Consider the following 18,157-nt stretch of genomic DNA (forward strand, 5'->3'; position numbering starts at 1 on the left):
CCTCTCCGAAATGTGGATCAACGTTGTAAGAAGCGATCCCGGATCTCCGATGGCTAGAGTGGTCGGAAGCGAAGCGGAACGCGGTGGAGACGGCAACGGGAGCGTGATGGCATCGACAATGCAGGACGTCGCGCAGCTCGCGGGCGTGTCGATGAAGACTGTCTCGAACGTCATCCATGAGCACCCGCACGTCCGCCCCTCCACACGAGAACGCGTTCGCGCGGCGATCGACGAACTGGGCTACCGCCCGAACATGTCCGCCCGCGGCCTCCGATCAGGCCGCACCGGTGTGATCGGCCTCGCCGTGCCGGCCCTTCGCGAGAACTATTTCGCCGAGCTCGCCGATGCGGTCATCCGAGCGGCCGACCGTCATGGGCTGAGCGTGCTCGTCGAACAGACCAGCGGCGAGCGTGACCGCGAGATCGAGGTCCTCACCGACAAACGGGCTCGTCTCACCGACGGACTGCTCTTCAGCCCGGTCGCGTTGGGGCAATCGGACGCCCCTCTCCTCGATACGGCGTTTCCCCTGGTACTGCTCGGCGAGCGCATCTTCGGCGGACCGACCGACCACGTCGCCATGCACAACACCTCGTCCGCTCGCGCGGCGGTCGAGCACCTGATCGACATCGGAAGACGCCGGATCGCCGTCATCGGAGCGGAACACGATGCGGACGACGAGGCGAGTTCCGCCAGGCTCAGGGTTGCGGGCTATCTCCAGGCGCTCGAAGGCGCGAACATCCCGGTCGATCCGGACCTCATTCGCCACGGATCGCACTGGAGTCGGGACACAGGTGCGATGTCGATCCGAGACCTGCTCCGCGACGGCATCGGGTTCGACGCGGTCTTCGCGCTCAACGACTCGCTGGGGCTCGGCGCTCTCCGCGCGCTCGGCGAAGCCGGGCTGCGCACGCCCGAGGACGTCGCGGTGATCGGCTTCGACAACATCGACGAGGCGCAGTTCACCGTTCCGTCGATGTCGAGCGTCGACGTCGGCCGCGATCAGATCGCGACCGACGCCGTCGACATGCTCATCGAGCGGATCGAGAACAAGGCGCACGGCCAGCGACCCCGCACCGTCAAACCCGACTACAGAATCATTCGGCGCGAGTCGACCGGGTTTCCCGTCAACGGCCGCTAGGGAGTGAACGAGGAACCGTTCCCGAGACGAACAGGTTCGGCAGCAAGTCGATCAGCGACTTCTGCCGGACGTCCGAGCTGTGCAGCAGTCGTGGACCCAGGGCGTCGGAGTCGTTGCGCGATCGGGCTGCCGAGCACCTCCTTCTAAGCGTTCGGGGTGTCGCCGTCGCCCATCACCACGACGACCATGGGTTCGATCTCGCCCTCAAGTGCGAGATCGTCTGAGATCTGTGCGGCCCGGCCGGGTTCTGTCATGGCAGGCTCGTGGCTGCTGCGGACGCTTCGTGCACGCCGGCGACCAGACACGTGCCCCGCACAGCAGAAAGCCCCGCGTGACGCGGGGCCTTCCTTACGAGTCACTGTCTCAAAGTCCTCGAGTGGAGCCTAGGAGATTCGAACTCCTGACATCCTGCTTGCAAAGCAGGCGCTCTACCAACTGAGCTAAGGCCCCGTGCGGGTATGAAATTGGAGGGTGGGGCTACCAGGACTTGAACCTGGGACCTCTTCATTATCAGTGAAGCGCTCTAACCGCCTGAGCTATAGCCCCGTAGTGATGGCGTCTCGGCTCTCACCGATCAACCTACAAGAGTTTACCCAATGATCCTGCGCGGTGCGAATCGTGCGCCTCCCGGCCGTGTCGCACCGCGCAGCGAGGATCAGTTGGAGGTGAATCCGACCAGCAGACCGCCGGAGACCTTGACTGCGAGATTGTAGATTCCGGCCATCACGGCGCCGAGAACGGTCACCACGATGAGGTTCAGGATGGCGAGGACGCCGGCGAACGCCATCACCTGCGGCAGGCCGATGAACGACGCGATCTGGATGTCCGCAAAGCCCGCGATGAATTCGTCGAGCTGGTCGATGATGTGCATCGTGTCGATGATCATGTAGATCAGGAAGAACGACACCACGGTCACGATCGCGACCACGATCGCTGCCAGGAACGACAGCTTGATGGCCGACCAGAAGTCGATGTACACCAGGCGCAGGCGCACCTGCTTCGATCGCGGCTTGCGCGAGCTCTTCTGTGCCAGCTTGTCGGCTACCGTGCTCATTCGTCCGTGCTCTCTTCGGTGGTCTCGGGAGCTGAGGTCTCAGCGGCATCCGGATCTTCGTCCGCCGCCTCGTCGTCTTCACCCAGTCCGCGCTCGCTGTTGCGGGCGATTCCCAGGATCTTGTCGTTCTTGTCAGGCCGTGCGAACAGCACGCCCATCGTGTCACGCCCCTTCACGGGGACCTCGGCAACGGCCGAGCGTACCACCTTGCCCTTGGCGAGAACCACCAGAACCTCGTCCGTCTCCTGCACGACCAGGCCGCCGGCGAGAAGCCCGCGATCGTCGTTCATCTTCAGCGCCTTGATGCCGATGCCGCCTCTGCCCTGCAGGCGGTAGTCGTCGATGCCGGTGCGCTTGGCGTAGCCGCCGTCCGTCACCGTGAACACGTACGTGTCGTCTCTTGCCACGGATGCCGAAAGCAGGTTGTCGCCGTCGCGGAACGAGATGCCCTTCACACCGCTCGTCGCCCGCCCCAGGGGCCGGATGGACTCATCGCTCGCGTCGAACCGCAGCGACATGCCCCGCTCCGTGATCAGCAGAATGTGGTCGTCACCGTTCACCAGCATCGCATCGACGAGTTCGTCGCCCTCGCGCAGGTTGATGGCGATGATGCCGCCCTGGCGGTTCGAGTCGTACTCGCTCAGGCGGGTCTTCTTCACTAGGCCGTTGCGCGTGGCGAGTGCCAGGTACTCGGCATCCTCATAGCTGCGCATCTCGATGACTTCGGCGATCTGCTCATCCGGCTGCATGGCCAGCAGGTTCGCCACGTGCAGGCCCTTGGCGTCGCGCCCGGCCTCCGGCAGCTCGTACGCCTTCACTCGATACACGCGACCGGTGTTGGTGAAGAACAGCAGCCAGTGGTGCGTCGTGCTGACGAAGAAGTGCTCCACCACGTCGTCGGCCCTCAGCTGCGCACCGCGCACGCCCTTGCCGCCGCGATGCTGCGAGCGGTAGTTGTCGCTGCGCGTGCGCTTGACGTAGCCCTCGCGGGTGATCGTGACGACGACCTCCTCCTCCGCGATGAGGTCCTCCATCGACACGTCGCCGTCGAAGCCCATCAGGATCTGGGTGCGACGCTCGTCTCCGTACTTGTCGACGATGCCCGTCAGCTCGATCTTGACGATCTCGCGCTGGCGTGCATCACTTGCGATGATGGCCTTGAAGTCGGCGATCTTCGCCTCGAGCTCGTTCGCCTCGTCGATGATCTTCTGCCGCTCCAGCGCCGCCAGCCGACGCAGCTGCATCGACAGGATCGCATCGGCCTGGACGTCGTCGATGTCGAGCAGGTCCCTCAGCCCCTCGCGCGCTTCATCGACGGTCGGCGAGCGCCGGATGAGCGCGATCACCTCGTCGAGCGCGTCGAGCGCCTTGAGGTATCCCCGCAGCACATGCATGCGCTCCTCCGCCTTGCGCAGGCGGAACTGCGTGCGGCGCACGATGACCTCGAGCTGGTGCGCGATCCACAGCGTGATGAAGCGATCCAGCGGGAGCGTGCGCGGCACGCCGTCGACGATCGCGAGCATGTTCGCGCTGAAGTTCGTCTGCAGGTCCGTGTGCTTGTAGAGGTTGTTCAGCACGACCTTCGCCACGGCGTCGCGCTTGAGCACGACCACGAGGCGCTGGCCGGTACGCCCGGATGTCTCATCCCGGATGTCCGCGATGCCCTGCACGCGCCCCTCGCGCGCGAGCTCGCCGATCTTCACGGCGAGGTTGTCGGGGTTGACCTGGTACGGAAGTTCGGTGACCACGAGGCAGGTGCGCCCCTGGATCTCCTCGACGTTCACGACAGCGCGCATCGTGATGGAGCCGCGTCCGGTGCGGTAGGCCTCCTGGATGCCCTTCGTGCCCAGAATGTGGGCCTTCGTCGGGAAATCAGGCCCCGGGATCCGCTGCATCACGCCCGCAAGGAGCTCCTCACGCGGCAGGTCGGGGTTCTCGAGCACCCAGAGGGCCCCGTCTGCGACCTCGCGCAGGTTGTGCGGCGGGATGTTCGTCGCCATGCCGACGGCGATGCCGACAGACCCATTCACCAGCAGGTTCGGTATCCGCGCTGGCAGCACGGTCGGCTCCTGCGCTCGGCCGTCGTAGTTGTCCTCGAAGTCGACGGTGTCCTCGTCGATGTCGCGCACCATCTCGAGCGCGAGCGGGGCCATCTTCGTCTCGGTGTACCTGGGCGCCGCTGCTCCCTGGTTGCCCGGCGTGCCGAAGTTCCCCTGCCCCGTCGCCATCGGATAGCGCATCGCCCAGGGCTGCACCAGACGCACAAGGGTGTCGTAGATCGCACTGTCACCGTGCGGGTGGTACTGGCCCATAACCTCGCCGACGACGCGAGCGCACTTCGAGAACGACTTGTCAGGCCGGTACCCGCCGTCGTACATGCCGTAGATGACACGGCGATGCACCGGCTTCAGGCCGTCGCGGACATCGGGCAGCGCTCGCCCGATGATGACGCTCATCGCGTAGTCGAGGTAGCTGCGCTGCATCTCCGACTGCAGGTCGACCTGATCGATGCGGCCGTGGTTGTGGCCCGCGTTCGGGTCAGGGCGCGTTTCGTCGCTCATGTGTTCTGTCTCTCTTCGCTACCGGCCGTCGATCAGATGTCGAGGAACCGGACGTCCTTGGCATTGCGCTGGATGAATCCGCGGCGCGACTCGACGTCGTCGCCCATCAGCACGGAGAAGATCTCGTCGGCTCCCGCCGCATCCTCGATCGTCACCCGACGCAGCGTGCGGGTCTCCGGGTCCATCGTGGTCTCCCACAGCTCCGAGGCGTTCATCTCGCCGAGACCCTTGTATCGCTGGACGCCGCCCTCGTTGCTCTTCGGCAGACGCCATCCGCGCGCCTGGCCCTCCTCGATGAACGCATCGCGCTCCCGATCCGAGTACACGTACTCGTGATCGGCGTTCGTCCATTTCAGGCGGTACAGCGGTGGCATCGCCAGGAAGACGTAGCCCGCCTCGATCAGTCCGCGCATGTAGCGGAACAGCAGCGTCAGCAGCAGCGTCGTGATGTGCTGGCCATCGACGTCGGCGTCGGTCATCAGCACGATCTTGTGATACCTGGCCCGCCCGATGTCGAACTCGGGGCCGATGCCCGTGCCGAAGGCCTGGATCATCGCCTGGACTTCCTTGTTGCCCAGTGCCTTGTCGATGCGCGCCCGCTCGACGTTCAGGATCTTGCCGCGCAGCGACAGGATCGCCTGCGTGGTGGGGTTGCGGCCATCGACAGCCGAGCCGCCGGCCGAGTCACCCTCGACGAGGAAGATCTCGCTGATCGATGGGTCCTTGCTCGTGCAGTCCTTCAGCTTGTCCGGCATCGCGGCCGACTCGAAGACGCTCTTGCGCCTGGCCGTCTCGCGCGCCTTGCGTGCGGCGAGACGGGCACTCGCCGCGTCGATCGCCTTGCGGATCACGTTCTTCGCCTGCTGGGGGTTGCGCTCGAACCAGTCGGCGAGCTGCTCGTTCACGATGCGGTGCACGAACGTCTTCGCCTCGGTGTTGCCGAGCTTCGTCTTCGTCTGCCCCTCGAACTGCGGCTCGGAGAGCTTCACCGAGATGACTGCGGTGAGCCCTTCTCGCACGTCGTCTCCGGTGAGGTTGTCGTCCTTCTCCTTGAGCAGGCTGTTCGCGCGAGCGTATCGGTTCACCAGCGACGTCAGCGCCGCACGGAAGCCCTCCTCGTGCGTGCCGCCCTCGTGCGTGTTGATCGTGTTGGCGTACGTGTGCACATTCTCGCTGTACGACGTCGTCCACTGCATCGCGACCTCGAGCGCGATGTGTCGCTCGGTGTCCTCCGACTCGAAGTCGATGATGTCCTCGTGGACGCGCTCGACCTTCTTGGACGTGTTGATGTAGTCGACGTAGTCCATCAGCCCGCGCTCGTACATGAACACGTCGTGGCGCTGCTGAGACTCCGGCGCGCCCTCCTCGGTCTCGACCTCTTCGGTCGACTCCGGCCGCTCGTCGTACAGTTCGATGCGCAGTCCCTTGTTCAGGAACGCCATCTGCTGGAACCGCGTGCGCAGCACCTCGTACTCGAACTCGACGGTCTCGGTGAAGATCTCCGGATCCGGCCAGAACGTGATCGTTGTGCCGGTCTCACTCGTCTCCTCGCCCTTGGCGACTTCCCCTTCGGGGAACCCGCCGCCCGAGAACGATTGCCGGTAGACGTTGCCCTTGGTCTTCACGACCGCGTCGAGCCGGCTCGACAGCGCGTTCACGACCGACGAGCCCACGCCGTGCAGGCCGCCGGAGACCGCGTACCCGCCGCCGCCGAACTTGCCGCCGGCGTGCAGCACCGTCAGCACGACCTCGAGCGTCGACTTGTTCTCGGTCTTGTGCTTGTCGACCGGGATTCCTCGTCCGTTGTCGACGACGCGCACGCCGCCGTCCTCGAGAATCGTCACGGTGATGACGTCGCAGTATCCGGCAAGCGCCTCGTCGACGGAGTTGTCGACGATCTCGTACACCAGGTGGTGCAGACCGCGCGGCCCTGTCGACCCGATGTACATGCCGGGCCGCTTGCGAACGGCTTCCAGCCCTTCGAGCACCTGGATGCTGTCGGCCCCGTACTCGTGCTGGCCGGCGTCCGCCGGGGCGGCGTCACCCCCTGCAGCGTTTTCGGGCTCGCTCTGCGGGGTGTCGCTCGTCATGAATAGGTACTCCGATCTCGGTGGGAACCGAGGTCCAGCTTACCTGGTGGATGGCTTCCACAGGGCACAGACGGGCCCTTAGGCGCGAGAAAAACCGCGCTCCCCGGGCCCCGATGGTTCACCGGCCCCTTATCGCCGCTACAGGCCCGCAGAGCAATCCGGATCACCCCCGCCGTTCGCGACGAGGTCTCTCACCCGTATGTGTCCCTCGGGCCGCGGCCGGGCACCGTGCGCGGGCCCCACTTCCAACTCGGCGCGTCGGGGCCGACGAAGCGGACCGCGTCGACGCCTGCCTCGGGGAACCGCGTGCTGATCTGGGTCAGGATGTGCGCTCGCATGAACTGCAGATTCTTCGCCCACGCCGTCGAGTCGCACTGGATCGTGAGGGTGCCGTTCATGAGGGATGTCGGCTCGGAGTGCTGCGCGGTCTCGGTGCCAGCCACGTCCTCCCAGCGCCTCACCAGATCCTCCTTTGCCAGCTGCCCGCTCCAGCCCGACTGCTGCGTCAGCTTGTCGAGGGCGTCGCCGAGGGGCTTCGGGTCGCGCCCGGCCATGAACGGCTGGTTGCCGTCGTCCTCGGTGCTGCGCTTTCGGCGCCGCGACCGTTTGGCGTACTTCGACGGCTCCAGACCCCGCAGCCTCAGGTAGGTCGCCAGCGTTTCTGGAAGCTCGGGCGTGTCAGCCATCGTCGCCGCCCCTGTCAGCCGGATGCGTCGCGTCCGCCGTTTCGGCGGGGGGATCATCGACGAGCGGGCCGAGAACGCGACCGTGATCGATCCGGATGGCGCTGCCGCGCAGCGGCTCGGGCACGTCGCCGGCGACAGCTGCCGTCACGACGACCTGCTCGTAGTCGGCGACGACTCCCGCCAGCCTGGCACGGCGATCGGCGTCGAGTTCGGCGAACACATCGTCGAGGATCAGGATCGGATCGCCGCCCTGCGACTCCCGGCGCAGCAGATCGGATGCGGCCAGGCGCAGCGCCAACGACATCGACCAGCTCTCGCCGTGCGACGCGTATCCCTTCACGGGCAGCCCTCGCACTCGCAGCAGCAGATCGTCGCGGTGCGGACCGACCAGGCTCAGCCCACGTTCGAACTCGGCGGAGCGCCTCTGAGCGAGCGCCGCTCGGAACTGCGCAGCGGTCGGTCCCTCCGCTTCGCCTTCGGCGTCGTCGCCCTCCTCCGGATCGGCGCCGTGGATCGAGAGCGTCCACGACAGCTCCGGCCGGTGATCGGCGCCGGCGACACCCTCGTATGCGCGCGCGAGCGGCGCCTGCAGATCCTCGGCCATCTTCACCCTCGCGTCGATGATCTCCGAGCCGAGAGCGACGAGCTTGTCGTCCCATACGTCGAGCGTGGGGAGAGCGGATGCCTTCATGCCGCGGGCCCTGGCCGACTTCAGCAGCGTCGTGCGCTGCTTCAGCGTGCGGTCGTAGTCCGACAGCACCGCCGCCATGCGCGGCGTGCGCTGGATCAGCAGCTGATCGGCGAACTTGCGCCGCTCCGACGGGTTACCCCGCACGATCTGCAGATCCTCCGGGGCGAACAGCACGACCTGCGCATAGCGCGGCAGCTCCCCGGGGCGCACCGACGTGCCGCCGATCCGTGCCTTGTTCGCGCCCTGCTTGTTGATCTGCAGCTCGAGCGTCACCGTCCGCACCCCGTGGCGCAGCCTGGCCCGTACGAATGCGGCGTCCTGTCCCTCCCGCACGAGCGGGGCATCGGCGGAGACCCGATGCGAACCCAGCGTGGCGAGATACGCGATCGCCTCGGCGAGGTTCGTCTTGCCCTGACCGTTCCGCCCCACGAGCACATTCGGCCCCGCCCCGAGCGCCAGCTCGGCCTCCGCATAGTTGCGGAAGTCCTTCAGGCTGAGGTGCTCGACGATCACGCGGTAACCCTAACGATGACACCCGACATCCGACTCGCTGAACTGAGTCGAGCGAGCACGGTCATGAGTACGTGCCGACGACAAGCGCAGCCGGCTCAGCGAAGCAACAGGTTCGGTTGGAGAAGGTACTTGAAGGAGTCCTTCGCCGCCTCGTCGACCGAGGTCTGACTGGTGACGAGGATGGGACTGAGCTTGTTCGCGTTGTCGCTCGACGTGAACGTCACGCGCACGAACGGGCTCTTCACGGCGCCGAGCGACTCGAGCAGATACTGCGGGTTGAGCCCGATCGTCACATCCTCGCCCTGCAGGTGCGCGTCGACCGTCTCGGATGCGCGGGCCTGGTCGCCGCCCGATGCGTCCATCGTCACCGACTGGTCGGCGAACGTGAAACGCAGCGGTGCGGAACGGTCGAGCACGAGAGCGACGCGGCGCACCGCCTCGACGAAGTCGGCAGTGTTCACCACGGCGTAGTGCTCCGTCTGCTCGGGGAACAGCCGACGGACCGGCGGGAAGTTGCCCTTGATCAGCAGCGACGTGACGGTGCGGTTGCCCGACGTGAACGCGATGATCTCCCGGTCACCAGTCCCCGAGAAGGCGATCGAGATGTTCTCGCCGTGCGAGAAGGTCTTTCCGACCTCCTGCAGGGTGCGGGCGGGTACCAGAGCGGCCTGATCCTGTTGTCCGCCGTCCCAGTCGATGTCACGCAGCGCGACGCGGTACCGATCGGTGGCGACGAGGCTGAGCTGGTTCTCCTTCACCTCGAGCTGCACACCCGTGAGCACCGGAGTGACGTCGTCCTTCGATGCGGCGAAGCCCACCTGCGCGATGGCAGTGGCGAAGTCCTCGCCGGGCACCAGGCCCGATTCGCCTGTGACCTCCGGGATAGCGGGGTATTCCTCGACGGGCATGGATGCGAGCGCGAAGCTGGCGGAGCCGCAGGTGAGGGAGACGCCGCCGTCCTCCTCCGTCGAGATCTGGATCGGCGCGTTGGGCAGCCGGCTGGCGATGTCGCTCAGCAGCCGGCCGTGCACGAGGATCGTGCCTGGCTCGTCGATGGTGGCGCTGATGGTTGTTCGGGCGGAAGCCTCGTAGTCGAAAGCCGACAGCGAGAGTTCGCCGTTCTCTGTTGCCTCGATGAGCACACCGGCGAGGATCGGCTGGGGGTTCCGCTGGGGCAGAAGCTTGACGACGAACGAGACAGCGTCGCTGAACACGTCGCGGTTCACGTGGAACTTCACTGGGTATCCCTTCGCTCCCACGCTTGGGGTCTGCCGTGCCTCGGCCTGCGTGGGAATCCCATGCTAGTGCGAACAGCCGATTCGTGTGATTCGGGTTCGGATCGACGAGGTCATCGGATTGAGCCCCTCTAAGAGAACTTCTCTGTAGTGATCCTCACAGCTGTGGATAATGTGGATAACTCTGTGGAGGCCGGTTGCGAGTAAGGAACTACATCTGTGTGAGCTGTGGAGCGGCTGCGGATGATTCGTGAGCGTCGCCATATGCGCGGAATCGGATGTCACAGCGCGGTCCACACTCGCTCAGCGTGTCACTCACAGGCCGATTCGCGTGTCTCCACAGTTATCCACAGGCTTTCCACACTGGGGAGAGCGGTTTATACGGCTGAGCGTCATCCCCTGTCAAGGTTGAGTTCCGGCATACGTCACATGCCGTTCGCCGCACGTGTCCCCGGGGCGGGTCTTCGGAGCGCAGGCCGAGTGAGGGCCCACGCAGCGCGTGACAGACCCAGAATCGCTTTCAGAGGCCGTCTCAGCCCCGGACGCCCTCTGCGCGCACGTTTCCGCCGCCGCATCGTGGCGGAAACGCCTGTGGAAAGTTCCAGGAACGCCGAGAACGCCCGCTGTGCGCGATTCTGAGCCCCATGAGCGGCGTCGCGCTCTCGGATGCACGGCTTCCCCCGCCCTGTGGTCGGGCGCGTCCCTGCGACCGGTCCGGAGGAGCGCGGTGCCTATCGCTTGCTGAGCTGGGTGGTGATCTCGGAGACCTGGTTGTAGATGGAGCGGCGCTCCTTCATGAGGTCGGCGATCTTGCGGCACGCGTACATCACCGTGGTGTGGTCGCGGCCGCCGAACAGCTGGCCGATCTTCGGCAGCGAGAGATTCGTGCGTTCGCGGCACAGGTACATGGCGATCTGACGCGCCTGGGCGATGGACTGCGAGCGGGATGAGCCGTAGAGGTCGTCGACCGTGAGCTTGAAGTAGTCCGCCGTGGTCGTGATGATGTCCGTCGGTGAGACGACGTTGTCCTCGGCCTGGTCGACGATGTCGCGCAGCACCGTCTGCGCGAGAGGTACGTCCACCTCCGAGCGGTTCAGGTTCGCGAACGCGGTGACCCTGATCAGCGCACCCTCGAGCTCGCGGATGTTGGTCGAGACGTTCTTCGCGATGTACTCGACCACGTCATCCGGTACTGAGAGCCGCTCGGCCTGCGCCTTTTTGCGGAGGATCGCGATGCGCGTCTCGAGGTCGGGCGCCTGCACGTCGGTGATCAGGCCCCATTCGAACCGGCTGCGCATCCGGTCCTCGAAGCCGGTGAGCAGACGAGGAGCCACGTCGCTGGTGATCACGACCTGCTTGTCGTGATCGTGCAGCGTGTTGAAGGTGTGGAAGAACGCCTCCTGCGTCTCGGCGCGGCCCTGCAGGAACTGGATGTCGTCGATGAGCAGGATGTCGACCTCGCGGTAGCGGGCGTTGAACGCTGCGCCGCGGTTGTTGGCGATCGAGTTGATGAAGTCGTTCGTGAACTCCTCGCTCGACACGTACCGCACCCGCATGCCCTCGAACATGCCGAGGGCATAGTCGCCGATCGCGTGCAGCAGGTGCGTCTTGCCGAGCCCGGAGTCGCCGTAGATGAAGAGCGGGTTGTACGCCTTCGCCGGCGCCTCGGAGACTGCGACCGCCGCGGCGTGCGCGAAGCGGTTGGATTGGCCGATGACGAAGTTGTCGAACGTATAACGGGGGTTCAGTCGAGTCTCGCCGCGGCTCGCCGTCGACGGTGCAGCTGGCGCGGACCCGGATGGCGGTGTCGGATTGTCGGCGACCGGTCGCGGTGCTGTCTCGGTCTGCTGCGGCGTCGGGTGCGGTTCGTCGTACGTGTCGATGATCTCGGGGTTCACCGCGACGCGGAAGGTGTGCACCTGTTCGCCCACGGTGGAGAGAGCCTCCATGATCGGCGCGCGCATGCGCTTGTTGATCTGCGCGGCGGTGAGGTCATTGGGGACCTCGACGTAGACGGTGCCGCCCATGACTCCCTGCGGGATCGCGAGGCTGAGGAAGCCGTGCATCTGGGGCGTGACGCGATCATCTGTCTGCAGCTCGGCCAGAACCCGGCTCCAGACCGGTACGTCCGGCACCTCCTGCGTCGTCATTTCTCCCCCTGGAACTGATGTGACCGCGGCGCAGACGCCGCAGGCGGATCGCACATGCGTCCGCCGGATGACAGGCGGCGGATCCGGTTCTGGAACGTCACACGAGCATCGGCCTCCGCCTGTGGATAACTTGCCCTAGGCTAGCCAGCGAAGCGCGAGAGAGCAAACCTTTTTCACCCCGTCGCGCGCCGCGTTTCGAGGTGCCGGGCGTGTTCCTGTCGGGTCGGGCCCGAGGCTGTGGAGATACTGTCAGGTTCGCCGTCGCATTTGCTTTGGACGTGTGACCGGGCGTAATCTATGGCGGTTGACTTATGCCCGTTTCGGGCACCCGTAACGATGTCTCCGGCTGTTCATACGATCCGGTGACACCTTCATCCGGAGAGAACCTATGAGCAAGCGCACGTTCCAGCCCAACAACCGTCGTCGTGCCAAGAAGCACGGCTTCCGCGCCCGCATGCGCACCCGCGCCGGTCGCGCGATCCTCGCCGCTCGTCGCGGCAAGGGCCGCACCGAGCTCTCGGCGTAAGCACTTCGCCAGTCCCGACGTGCTCGCGAAGGCGAATCGTCTCACCCGCGGGGCCGACTATCGACGCGTCTCCCGTCGGGGGCTGCGCAGCGCCGGGCCCCATCTGGTGACGCACATCGAGTTCACCGACGAGCCTCGGCCGGCACGATTCGGATTCATCGTCACCAGGGCTGTGGGAGACGCTGTGCGCCGCAACACGGTGAGGCGCCGCCTCAAGGCGATCTGCGCGGAGGCGCTGCCCGATGTGCGAGAGGGCGCGGACATCGTGATCCGCGCCCTTCCGTCGTCTGCGAGGGCTCCTTTCGCCGAGCTGCGGTCACAGGTGCTGCGCGGTTTGAAACGTCGAGGCGCTTTCGAGGCCGTCTCACCCGGAGGCCGACCGGAGCCTGCCTCGTGAGCGTCCTCCCCGCCACCAGCTACGGCACAGCACATCTCGCGTCCGGCGGTCTGCGTGCCGTTCCGCTGCTCCCGCGCAATGCGGGGATTGCGCTGCTGATCGTGTACCGCGCCACGATCTCCCGCATGTACGGCGATGTGTGTAGGTACTTCCCCTCCTGCTCCGCGTATGCCGTGGGCGCAGTGCAGCAGCACGGCCTCGTGAGAGGATCGGTTCAGGCGCTCGCGCGCATCGCGCGATGCCACCCGTGGGCCGAAGGCGGCGTCGACGACGTGCGGCCCCATCAGAACTTCCGCTACGACCTGACACCCCGCGGCTTCGTCGTGCCGCGGCGAAAGGACTGACCCTTGGACATCCTGGGCAGCATTCTCGTTCCGATCCGGTTCGTGATCGAGATCATCCTCGTTGCGTGGCACTGGGTGTTCACGCACATCGGCCTGAACGATGACAGCGGTCTGGCCTGGGTGCTGGCGATCGCCGGCGTGGTGATCGTGGTGCGGTTGGCGATCTTCCCGCTCACGGTGAAGCAGATCAAGAGCCAGCGCAAGATGATGGAGATTGCGCCGGAGATGCGCAAGGTCCAGGCGAAGTACAAGGGCAAGAAGGATCAGCTCTCCCGCGAGGCGATGAGCCGCGAGACGATGGCCCTGTACAAGAAGCACGGCACGTCGCCGGTCGGAGGCTGCCTGCCGATCCTGATTCAGATGCCGATCTTCTTCTCCCTGTTCTGGACGCTGCGTGACATCCAGACGTGGCAGGTCGAGGGCATCGGCGGTTGGAGTGCACGGGCCGACTGGTTCCCGCACATCTTCACGAATGACCTTGTCGAGCAGTTCGAGAGTTCGAAGCTGTTCGGCGTGGCACCGCTCAGCATGACTCTGACCGACCACTTCAACAATCCGGTCGCCACGTCTTCGATCGCGATCGTTCTCAGCATCATCCTCGTGGCGCTGATGATCGCTTCGCAGTTCTTCACGCAGCTGCTGATCGTGTCGAAGAACCTCTCGGACGAGGCCAAGACAGGCCAGGCGTACCAGATGCAGCGCATCATGCTGTACATCATCCCGTTCGCGATGATCTTCTCCGGCGTCTTCTTCCCGCTCGGCGTTGTGACCTACTGGTTCTTCAACAACCTCTGGACGATGGGTCAGCAGTTCCTCGTGATCCGCGAGCTGCCCTCCCCCGGTTCTGAGGCATGGCGTGCTCGTACCGCTCGCCTGGAGAAGAAGGGCAAGACTCTCGACACCAAGGGCAAGGTCGTCACGATCGAGGAGTACGAGCGCGAGCAGGAGGAGCTGCTGCGCCAGGCTGAGGCCGAGCGGCAGCAGCGCGCCAAGCGCCAGCAGCCGATGAGCAAGCAGCGGGCGAAGAAGCAGGCCCAGAAGAACAAGGGCGGCGAGAGCGCCTCCTGACCGGCCCGGGCTTCCCGCGGTTGGTTCGAAACGACCCGATGAACGAGGAATCACGATGACCAGTACTGACCCCGCTGCCGTGTCTGAGCCGACGGTCGAGGATCTTGAGCGCGAAGGTGATGTCGCGGCAGATTTCCTGGAAGGCCTGCTCGACATCGCCGATATCGACGGCGACCTCGACCTCGATGTGCGTCAGGGGCGTGCCTATGTGTCGGTGGAGTCGGAGGACGCGTCACTGAGGGCGGTTTCGGACCCTGACACGGTGCAGGCGCTGCAGGAGCTCACGCGGCTCGCGGTGCAGAACCAGACGGGTCGCTTCTCGCGTCTCATCCTCGATGTCGGTGGTTCGCGCGATGTGCGTCGTCAGCAGCTCGAGAAGCTGGTCGATGCGGCTGTCGCGAAGCTCGACGAGGGTGCGAGTCAGGCGTCGCTTCCGTCGATGTCGTCGTATGAGCGCAAGTTGGTGCACGACATCGCAGCCGATCGAGATCTGGTCTCCGAGTCGTACGGCGAGGCGTCGCAGCGCCACACGGTGCTCCGCCGCGCCTGACGCACTTTCTCTCGGAATCGACAGGGAATCCCTGGTCAGGGCTATATTTTCAGGTCGGATCGACGAAGGAGCTGGTCGTGGTGGATGGTGGAACGTCCGGGAACGTCGTCGAGCATGAGCCGGCGGCGGCTGGCGAGCTGTTCGGTGATCGCATCGATCTCGCTCGCCAGTTCGTGCGCGCTCTGGTGGAGCACGGCGAAGAGCGCGGTCTGATCGGGCCGCAGGAGGCTTCGCGGATCTGGACGCGCCATGTGCTCAACTGTGCGATCGCTGCTCCGCTGTTCCCAGCTGGTGGCCGTGTCGGTGACGTCGGGTCAGGGGCCGGGCTGCCCGGTATCGTCCTGGCGATTGCGCGCCCGGATGTCACGTGGGAGCTGATCGAGCCGATGGAGCGACGTGTGGTCTGGCTCGACGAGCAGGTCTCCGCTCTGGGACTGGACAACGTGACGGTGCATCGTGCGCGGGCCGATGAGGCCGCGGTCGAGGGAATGCTCGACGCGGTCACGGCGCGGGCAGTGTCGGCGATGCGCACACTGATCCCGTGGACCGCTCCCCTGGTTCGTGACGATGGTGAGCTGATTCTGCTCAAAGGACGGTCGGTCGATGCCGAGATCGACGCGGCTCAGAAGGTGCTGCGCAGGCATCGGGTGACCGATGTGCGTGTGGAGGTTCTCGGCGAGGGTCTGCTGGATGAGCCCACGCGCGTGGTGCGGGCGGTCGTCCGCGCGTCGTGAGTGCGCCGGCCGCGGCGCTGTTCGTCGCGGCTGCTGCGTCGATCCGGGCCGGTTTCCTGTTCTTGGTTTCGGTCAGTCCGCGAGCTCGAGGACGACGATCTCCGTGGGGGTGCGTCGTCGTGAGGCGAGGTCGTTCAGGCCGGGTTCGTTCTCCTCCCAGACCGCCCATAGACGCTCCCGCTCGTCGCCCTCGGCTGCTGTCGCGCTCACCGCACGGCGATCGCCGTCGGCGAAGAGGGCGGATGCTCTCGGGTCTGCTTTCAGGTTCAGCCACCACCCGGGGTGCCCTTCCATCCAGCCGTTCATCGCGAGTGCGTGCACGCGATCGGCGCCATCCGGCAGATAGGCGATGATGGCCGTTCGCGGCTCTCCGCTGCTGCGGCCAGTCGTCGTGAGCGCAAGCGCTCCCCACGCGTTCCTCTGACCGGGCTTCCACAGTCCCCGCCCTGTTCCTCGTCTCGCGAGCCATCGGTGGATGCCCCACGCGGTCTTGATGACGAAACGCGGTGGGACGAAGGGTTCGCGCGCCATGAGTGTTCCTCCTCGGGTGGTTCCATTGTGGCACCGGGAGGAGAGCGGTGTCGTGACGTCGGGGTGAACGATAGCGACTGGGCTCGGGTGTCTTCGTCCGTGTTTCACGTGAAACGCTCCCGTCACTCCTCGGATCTGCTTCTTGGCGAACGGCGGGGGGTGCGGCTGAGCGAGACGAACGTGTGAGGGTGAGGTCTGTTCGGCTGGCACATCGCGCGGACGCGGAGGATCGGTGGTCCGCCAGCGGTCGGCAGTTGATCTGCTGGTACGTGCTGATCTCGAGGGTTCCTTGGCCTGTGACGGTTGCTCGAGGCGTTGCTCGGGGTGCTCAGGGAGTGCCGTTTCGTCGGTGCCTCGTGCCTGCCGTGCTGCAGAGCGCGTCGATGACGTGGATTGCGCGACACTCCTTGCCACTTGTGCAGGTCTCGCTGCCTGTCAGGACGGGCGAACCTTCGTGAACTGTGACGCGACGGCGTCCCGATGGTCGCCCGGTTCGCAAGCATTCGGACAATGTCGTGGTCTCACCCACGGAGTGTGTGTCAGCGGTGCTCGTGGGCTGTGACTCCAGTCGCCAGCGAACGGTGTTTCACGTGAAACACGCTGTTCCGCCTCACGCCGTCCGCATCCAGAGCCGGCCTTCCCTGCAGCTCACTGGTTGGATCACCTGGTCAGCGCGCGCGATCGGAGAGCACTGCGTTGGCGTTCGCTTCCGCTCGGAGAACAACGATCGACAGGAGTCCGAAGCTCTGGGATACGGACGCTGTGCTTGCGACGCCACATGTGTGTGAGTCCAGTTGAGAGGCGGGAGGAGTTGCGCTTGATTTGTCGGCTTCCGACGCTGAGATCTCTGCAGTGGGTTGCCCAATCGGTCGTACAGTACGTGGCTCGTCGTATCGAACGCACTCGAGCTGCGGAGCTCGCTGTGCCTGATGTTTCACGTGAAACCTCAGGCCGGTAGCTGCGGTTCTCTTCTACGGTGGCGACCGATGTGAAGACTGCTGCTACGAGAGGAGACGGGCATGCAGTCGGGTGGGCCCGTACGGTCTACGACACTTCCTGCACCGGTTCGAGACTTCGAGCGTGCGCCGTTTGACCGGCTCGGTTCGTGTGACGCGCAAGCGACTGTGAGTGCGGTGTGATCGGTCCGGCGGGGCTGACGCGCCGACGCGGGTGTTGGAGAGTCGGCGCCTCGGTGGCTCGACTAGTTTCACGTGAAACCACCGCGCTCTCTGATGTGATGCGAACAGATGACCGACCCAGCAGCAGAGCGGCCGTTGCTCCCGGCACGATCACGAGTGCCAGCCGGGAATCTCTCACCTCCGTGTTCGCTGGAGCAGATCGGCGAAATGTGCCGTCTCCTGCTGGCATACGTGAGTGGAGTGGTTGTGTGGGTGGGTGAGGGTGCCGTGCCGTGCGCTGTCGTCGGGTCGTCGGTGAGTCGGCCCGACTCTCTCTGCCAGCCGCGTTGAGGAGACTGGCGCTTGTTGCTCTTGTTCTCTTGCAGCATGACTGCTGCCAGCGTGGGCTCACGGTCTCTGTTCGGTCGGGCGCAACCCGGCGCACTCCCCCTCGTGGGTGCGGGTGGGTCGGCGCGCGGGAGGTGCGCAGCCGTCTCCTCACGGTCCTCCCTGCTGGTGAATACGTATTGTTCTCCCGTCTTGCGGTGCTCTGGTGTGTGGTTGTCGATGTCGTTCTGCACCTGCTTCTGCAGGTCGCGTCGCCGCGATGCGGTGCTCGCCCCCTCGTGTCATCCGCCGCTCTTCCCCTCGAGACGTATCGGCGGTGCAATCGTTTCTGCCCGCATGTTGGTGTGTTTCACGTGAAACACCTGCCGGACACGGTGTGTTCAGGGCCCTTCGCCCGATATGAGGCGAGGGCGGGGTTAGAGT

At 65.5% G+C, this 18,157-nt stretch carries 15 protein-coding genes and 2 tRNA genes; 7 read left to right on the top strand and 10 right to left on the bottom strand.

Features of this window, described 5'->3' with window-relative positions:
- Positions 1–106: 106 nt before the first annotated feature.
- The gene (locus tag DZG09_RS02880) at positions 107–1,138 is read left to right on the top strand and encodes a LacI family DNA-binding transcriptional regulator (protein ID WP_119697351.1); all 1,032 of its coding nucleotides are present in this window, start codon (positions 107–109) and stop codon (positions 1,136–1,138) included.
- A 377-nt stretch (positions 1,139–1,515) separates the two neighbouring features.
- Here the strand turns inward: DZG09_RS02880 and DZG09_RS02885 are convergent.
- The 9 genes from DZG09_RS02885 to dnaA form a co-directional block, all read right to left on the bottom strand.
- A tRNA-Ala gene (locus DZG09_RS02885) sits at positions 1,516–1,588 on the bottom strand.
- Positions 1,589–1,610: 22 nt separating this feature from the next.
- Positions 1,611–1,684 (bottom strand) — tRNA-Ile (locus DZG09_RS02890).
- A gap of 109 nt (positions 1,685–1,793) precedes the next feature.
- Positions 1,794–2,192 carry a DUF3566 domain-containing protein gene (locus DZG09_RS02895; RefSeq protein WP_119696201.1) on the bottom strand — a complete coding sequence of 133 codons (399 nt, stop codon included), beginning with the start codon at positions 2,190–2,192 and terminating at the stop codon, positions 1,794–1,796.
- Entirely contained in the window at positions 2,189–4,753 is a 2,565-nt protein-coding gene (gyrA, locus tag DZG09_RS02900; protein ID WP_119696202.1) for a DNA gyrase subunit A, read from the bottom strand. The genes DZG09_RS02895 and gyrA overlap by 4 nt, the downstream gene beginning before the upstream one ends.
- Positions 4,754–4,785: 32 nt before the next feature.
- On the bottom strand, positions 4,786–6,843 hold the full coding sequence (gyrB, locus tag DZG09_RS02905) for a DNA topoisomerase (ATP-hydrolyzing) subunit B (protein WP_119696203.1): 2,058 nt from the start codon (positions 6,841–6,843) through the stop codon (positions 4,786–4,788).
- Between the two features lie 191 nt (positions 6,844–7,034).
- Positions 7,035–7,529: a DciA family protein gene (locus tag DZG09_RS02910; protein ID WP_119696204.1), complete on the bottom strand. Its 495-nt coding sequence runs from the start codon at positions 7,527–7,529 to the stop codon at positions 7,035–7,037.
- On the bottom strand, positions 7,522–8,733 hold the full coding sequence (gene recF / locus DZG09_RS02915) for a DNA replication/repair protein RecF (RefSeq protein WP_119696205.1): 1,212 nt from the start codon (positions 8,731–8,733) through the stop codon (positions 7,522–7,524). The genes DZG09_RS02910 and recF overlap by 8 nt, the downstream gene beginning before the upstream one ends.
- Before the next feature lie 95 nt (positions 8,734–8,828).
- Complete coding sequence (gene dnaN, locus DZG09_RS02920; RefSeq protein ID WP_119696206.1) at positions 8,829–9,971, bottom strand: DNA polymerase III subunit beta; 1,143 nt, start codon at positions 9,969–9,971, stop codon at positions 8,829–8,831.
- A 728-nt stretch (positions 9,972–10,699) separates the two neighbouring features.
- Positions 10,700–12,118, bottom strand: a complete 1,419-nt coding sequence (gene dnaA / locus DZG09_RS02925) for a chromosomal replication initiator protein DnaA (protein ID WP_119696207.1) — start codon at positions 12,116–12,118, stop codon at positions 10,700–10,702.
- 388 nt (positions 12,119–12,506) lie between these two features.
- On the opposite strand from dnaA, the gene rpmH reads away from it, so the two are divergent.
- The 6 genes from rpmH (at position 12,507) to rsmG (ending at position 15,737) form a co-directional block, all read left to right on the top strand.
- Positions 12,507–12,644 (top strand): 50S ribosomal protein L34, encoded by a 138-nt coding sequence (gene rpmH, locus DZG09_RS02930; RefSeq protein ID WP_043595303.1) that lies wholly within the window; start codon positions 12,507–12,509, stop codon positions 12,642–12,644.
- Between the two features lie 19 nt (positions 12,645–12,663).
- Complete coding sequence (gene rnpA / locus DZG09_RS02935) at positions 12,664–13,041, top strand: ribonuclease P protein component (RefSeq protein ID WP_119696208.1); 378 nt, start codon at positions 12,664–12,666, stop codon at positions 13,039–13,041.
- Positions 13,038–13,385, top strand: coding sequence for a membrane protein insertion efficiency factor YidD (yidD, locus tag DZG09_RS02940; RefSeq protein ID WP_119696209.1), 348 nt, complete (start codon positions 13,038–13,040; stop codon positions 13,383–13,385). Before rnpA ends, yidD begins: the two co-directional genes overlap by 4 nt.
- Positions 13,386–13,388: 3 nt before the next feature.
- A complete protein-coding gene (yidC, locus tag DZG09_RS02945) occupies positions 13,389–14,453 on the top strand; it encodes a membrane protein insertase YidC (RefSeq protein ID WP_119696210.1) in 1,065 nt (354 codons plus the stop codon).
- A gap of 55 nt (positions 14,454–14,508) precedes the next feature.
- Positions 14,509–15,003, top strand: coding sequence for a Jag family protein (locus DZG09_RS02950; RefSeq protein ID WP_119696211.1), 495 nt, complete (start codon positions 14,509–14,511; stop codon positions 15,001–15,003).
- Positions 15,004–15,080: 77 nt separating this feature from the next.
- Positions 15,081–15,737, top strand: a complete 657-nt coding sequence (gene rsmG, locus DZG09_RS02955; protein WP_240423645.1) for a 16S rRNA (guanine(527)-N(7))-methyltransferase RsmG — start codon at positions 15,081–15,083, stop codon at positions 15,735–15,737.
- A 72-nt stretch (positions 15,738–15,809) separates the two neighbouring features.
- Here rsmG and DZG09_RS02960 read toward each other — a convergent pair whose 3' ends face one another.
- Positions 15,810–16,268: a nitroreductase/quinone reductase family protein gene (locus tag DZG09_RS02960; RefSeq protein WP_119696213.1), complete on the bottom strand. Its 459-nt coding sequence runs from the start codon at positions 16,266–16,268 to the stop codon at positions 15,810–15,812.
- Positions 16,269–18,157: the final 1,889 nt, after the last annotated feature.

It is taken from the genome of Microbacterium halotolerans (assembly GCF_003569805.1).
In the GTDB taxonomy this organism is placed as follows: domain Bacteria; phylum Actinomycetota; class Actinomycetes; order Actinomycetales; family Microbacteriaceae; genus Microbacterium; species Microbacterium halotolerans.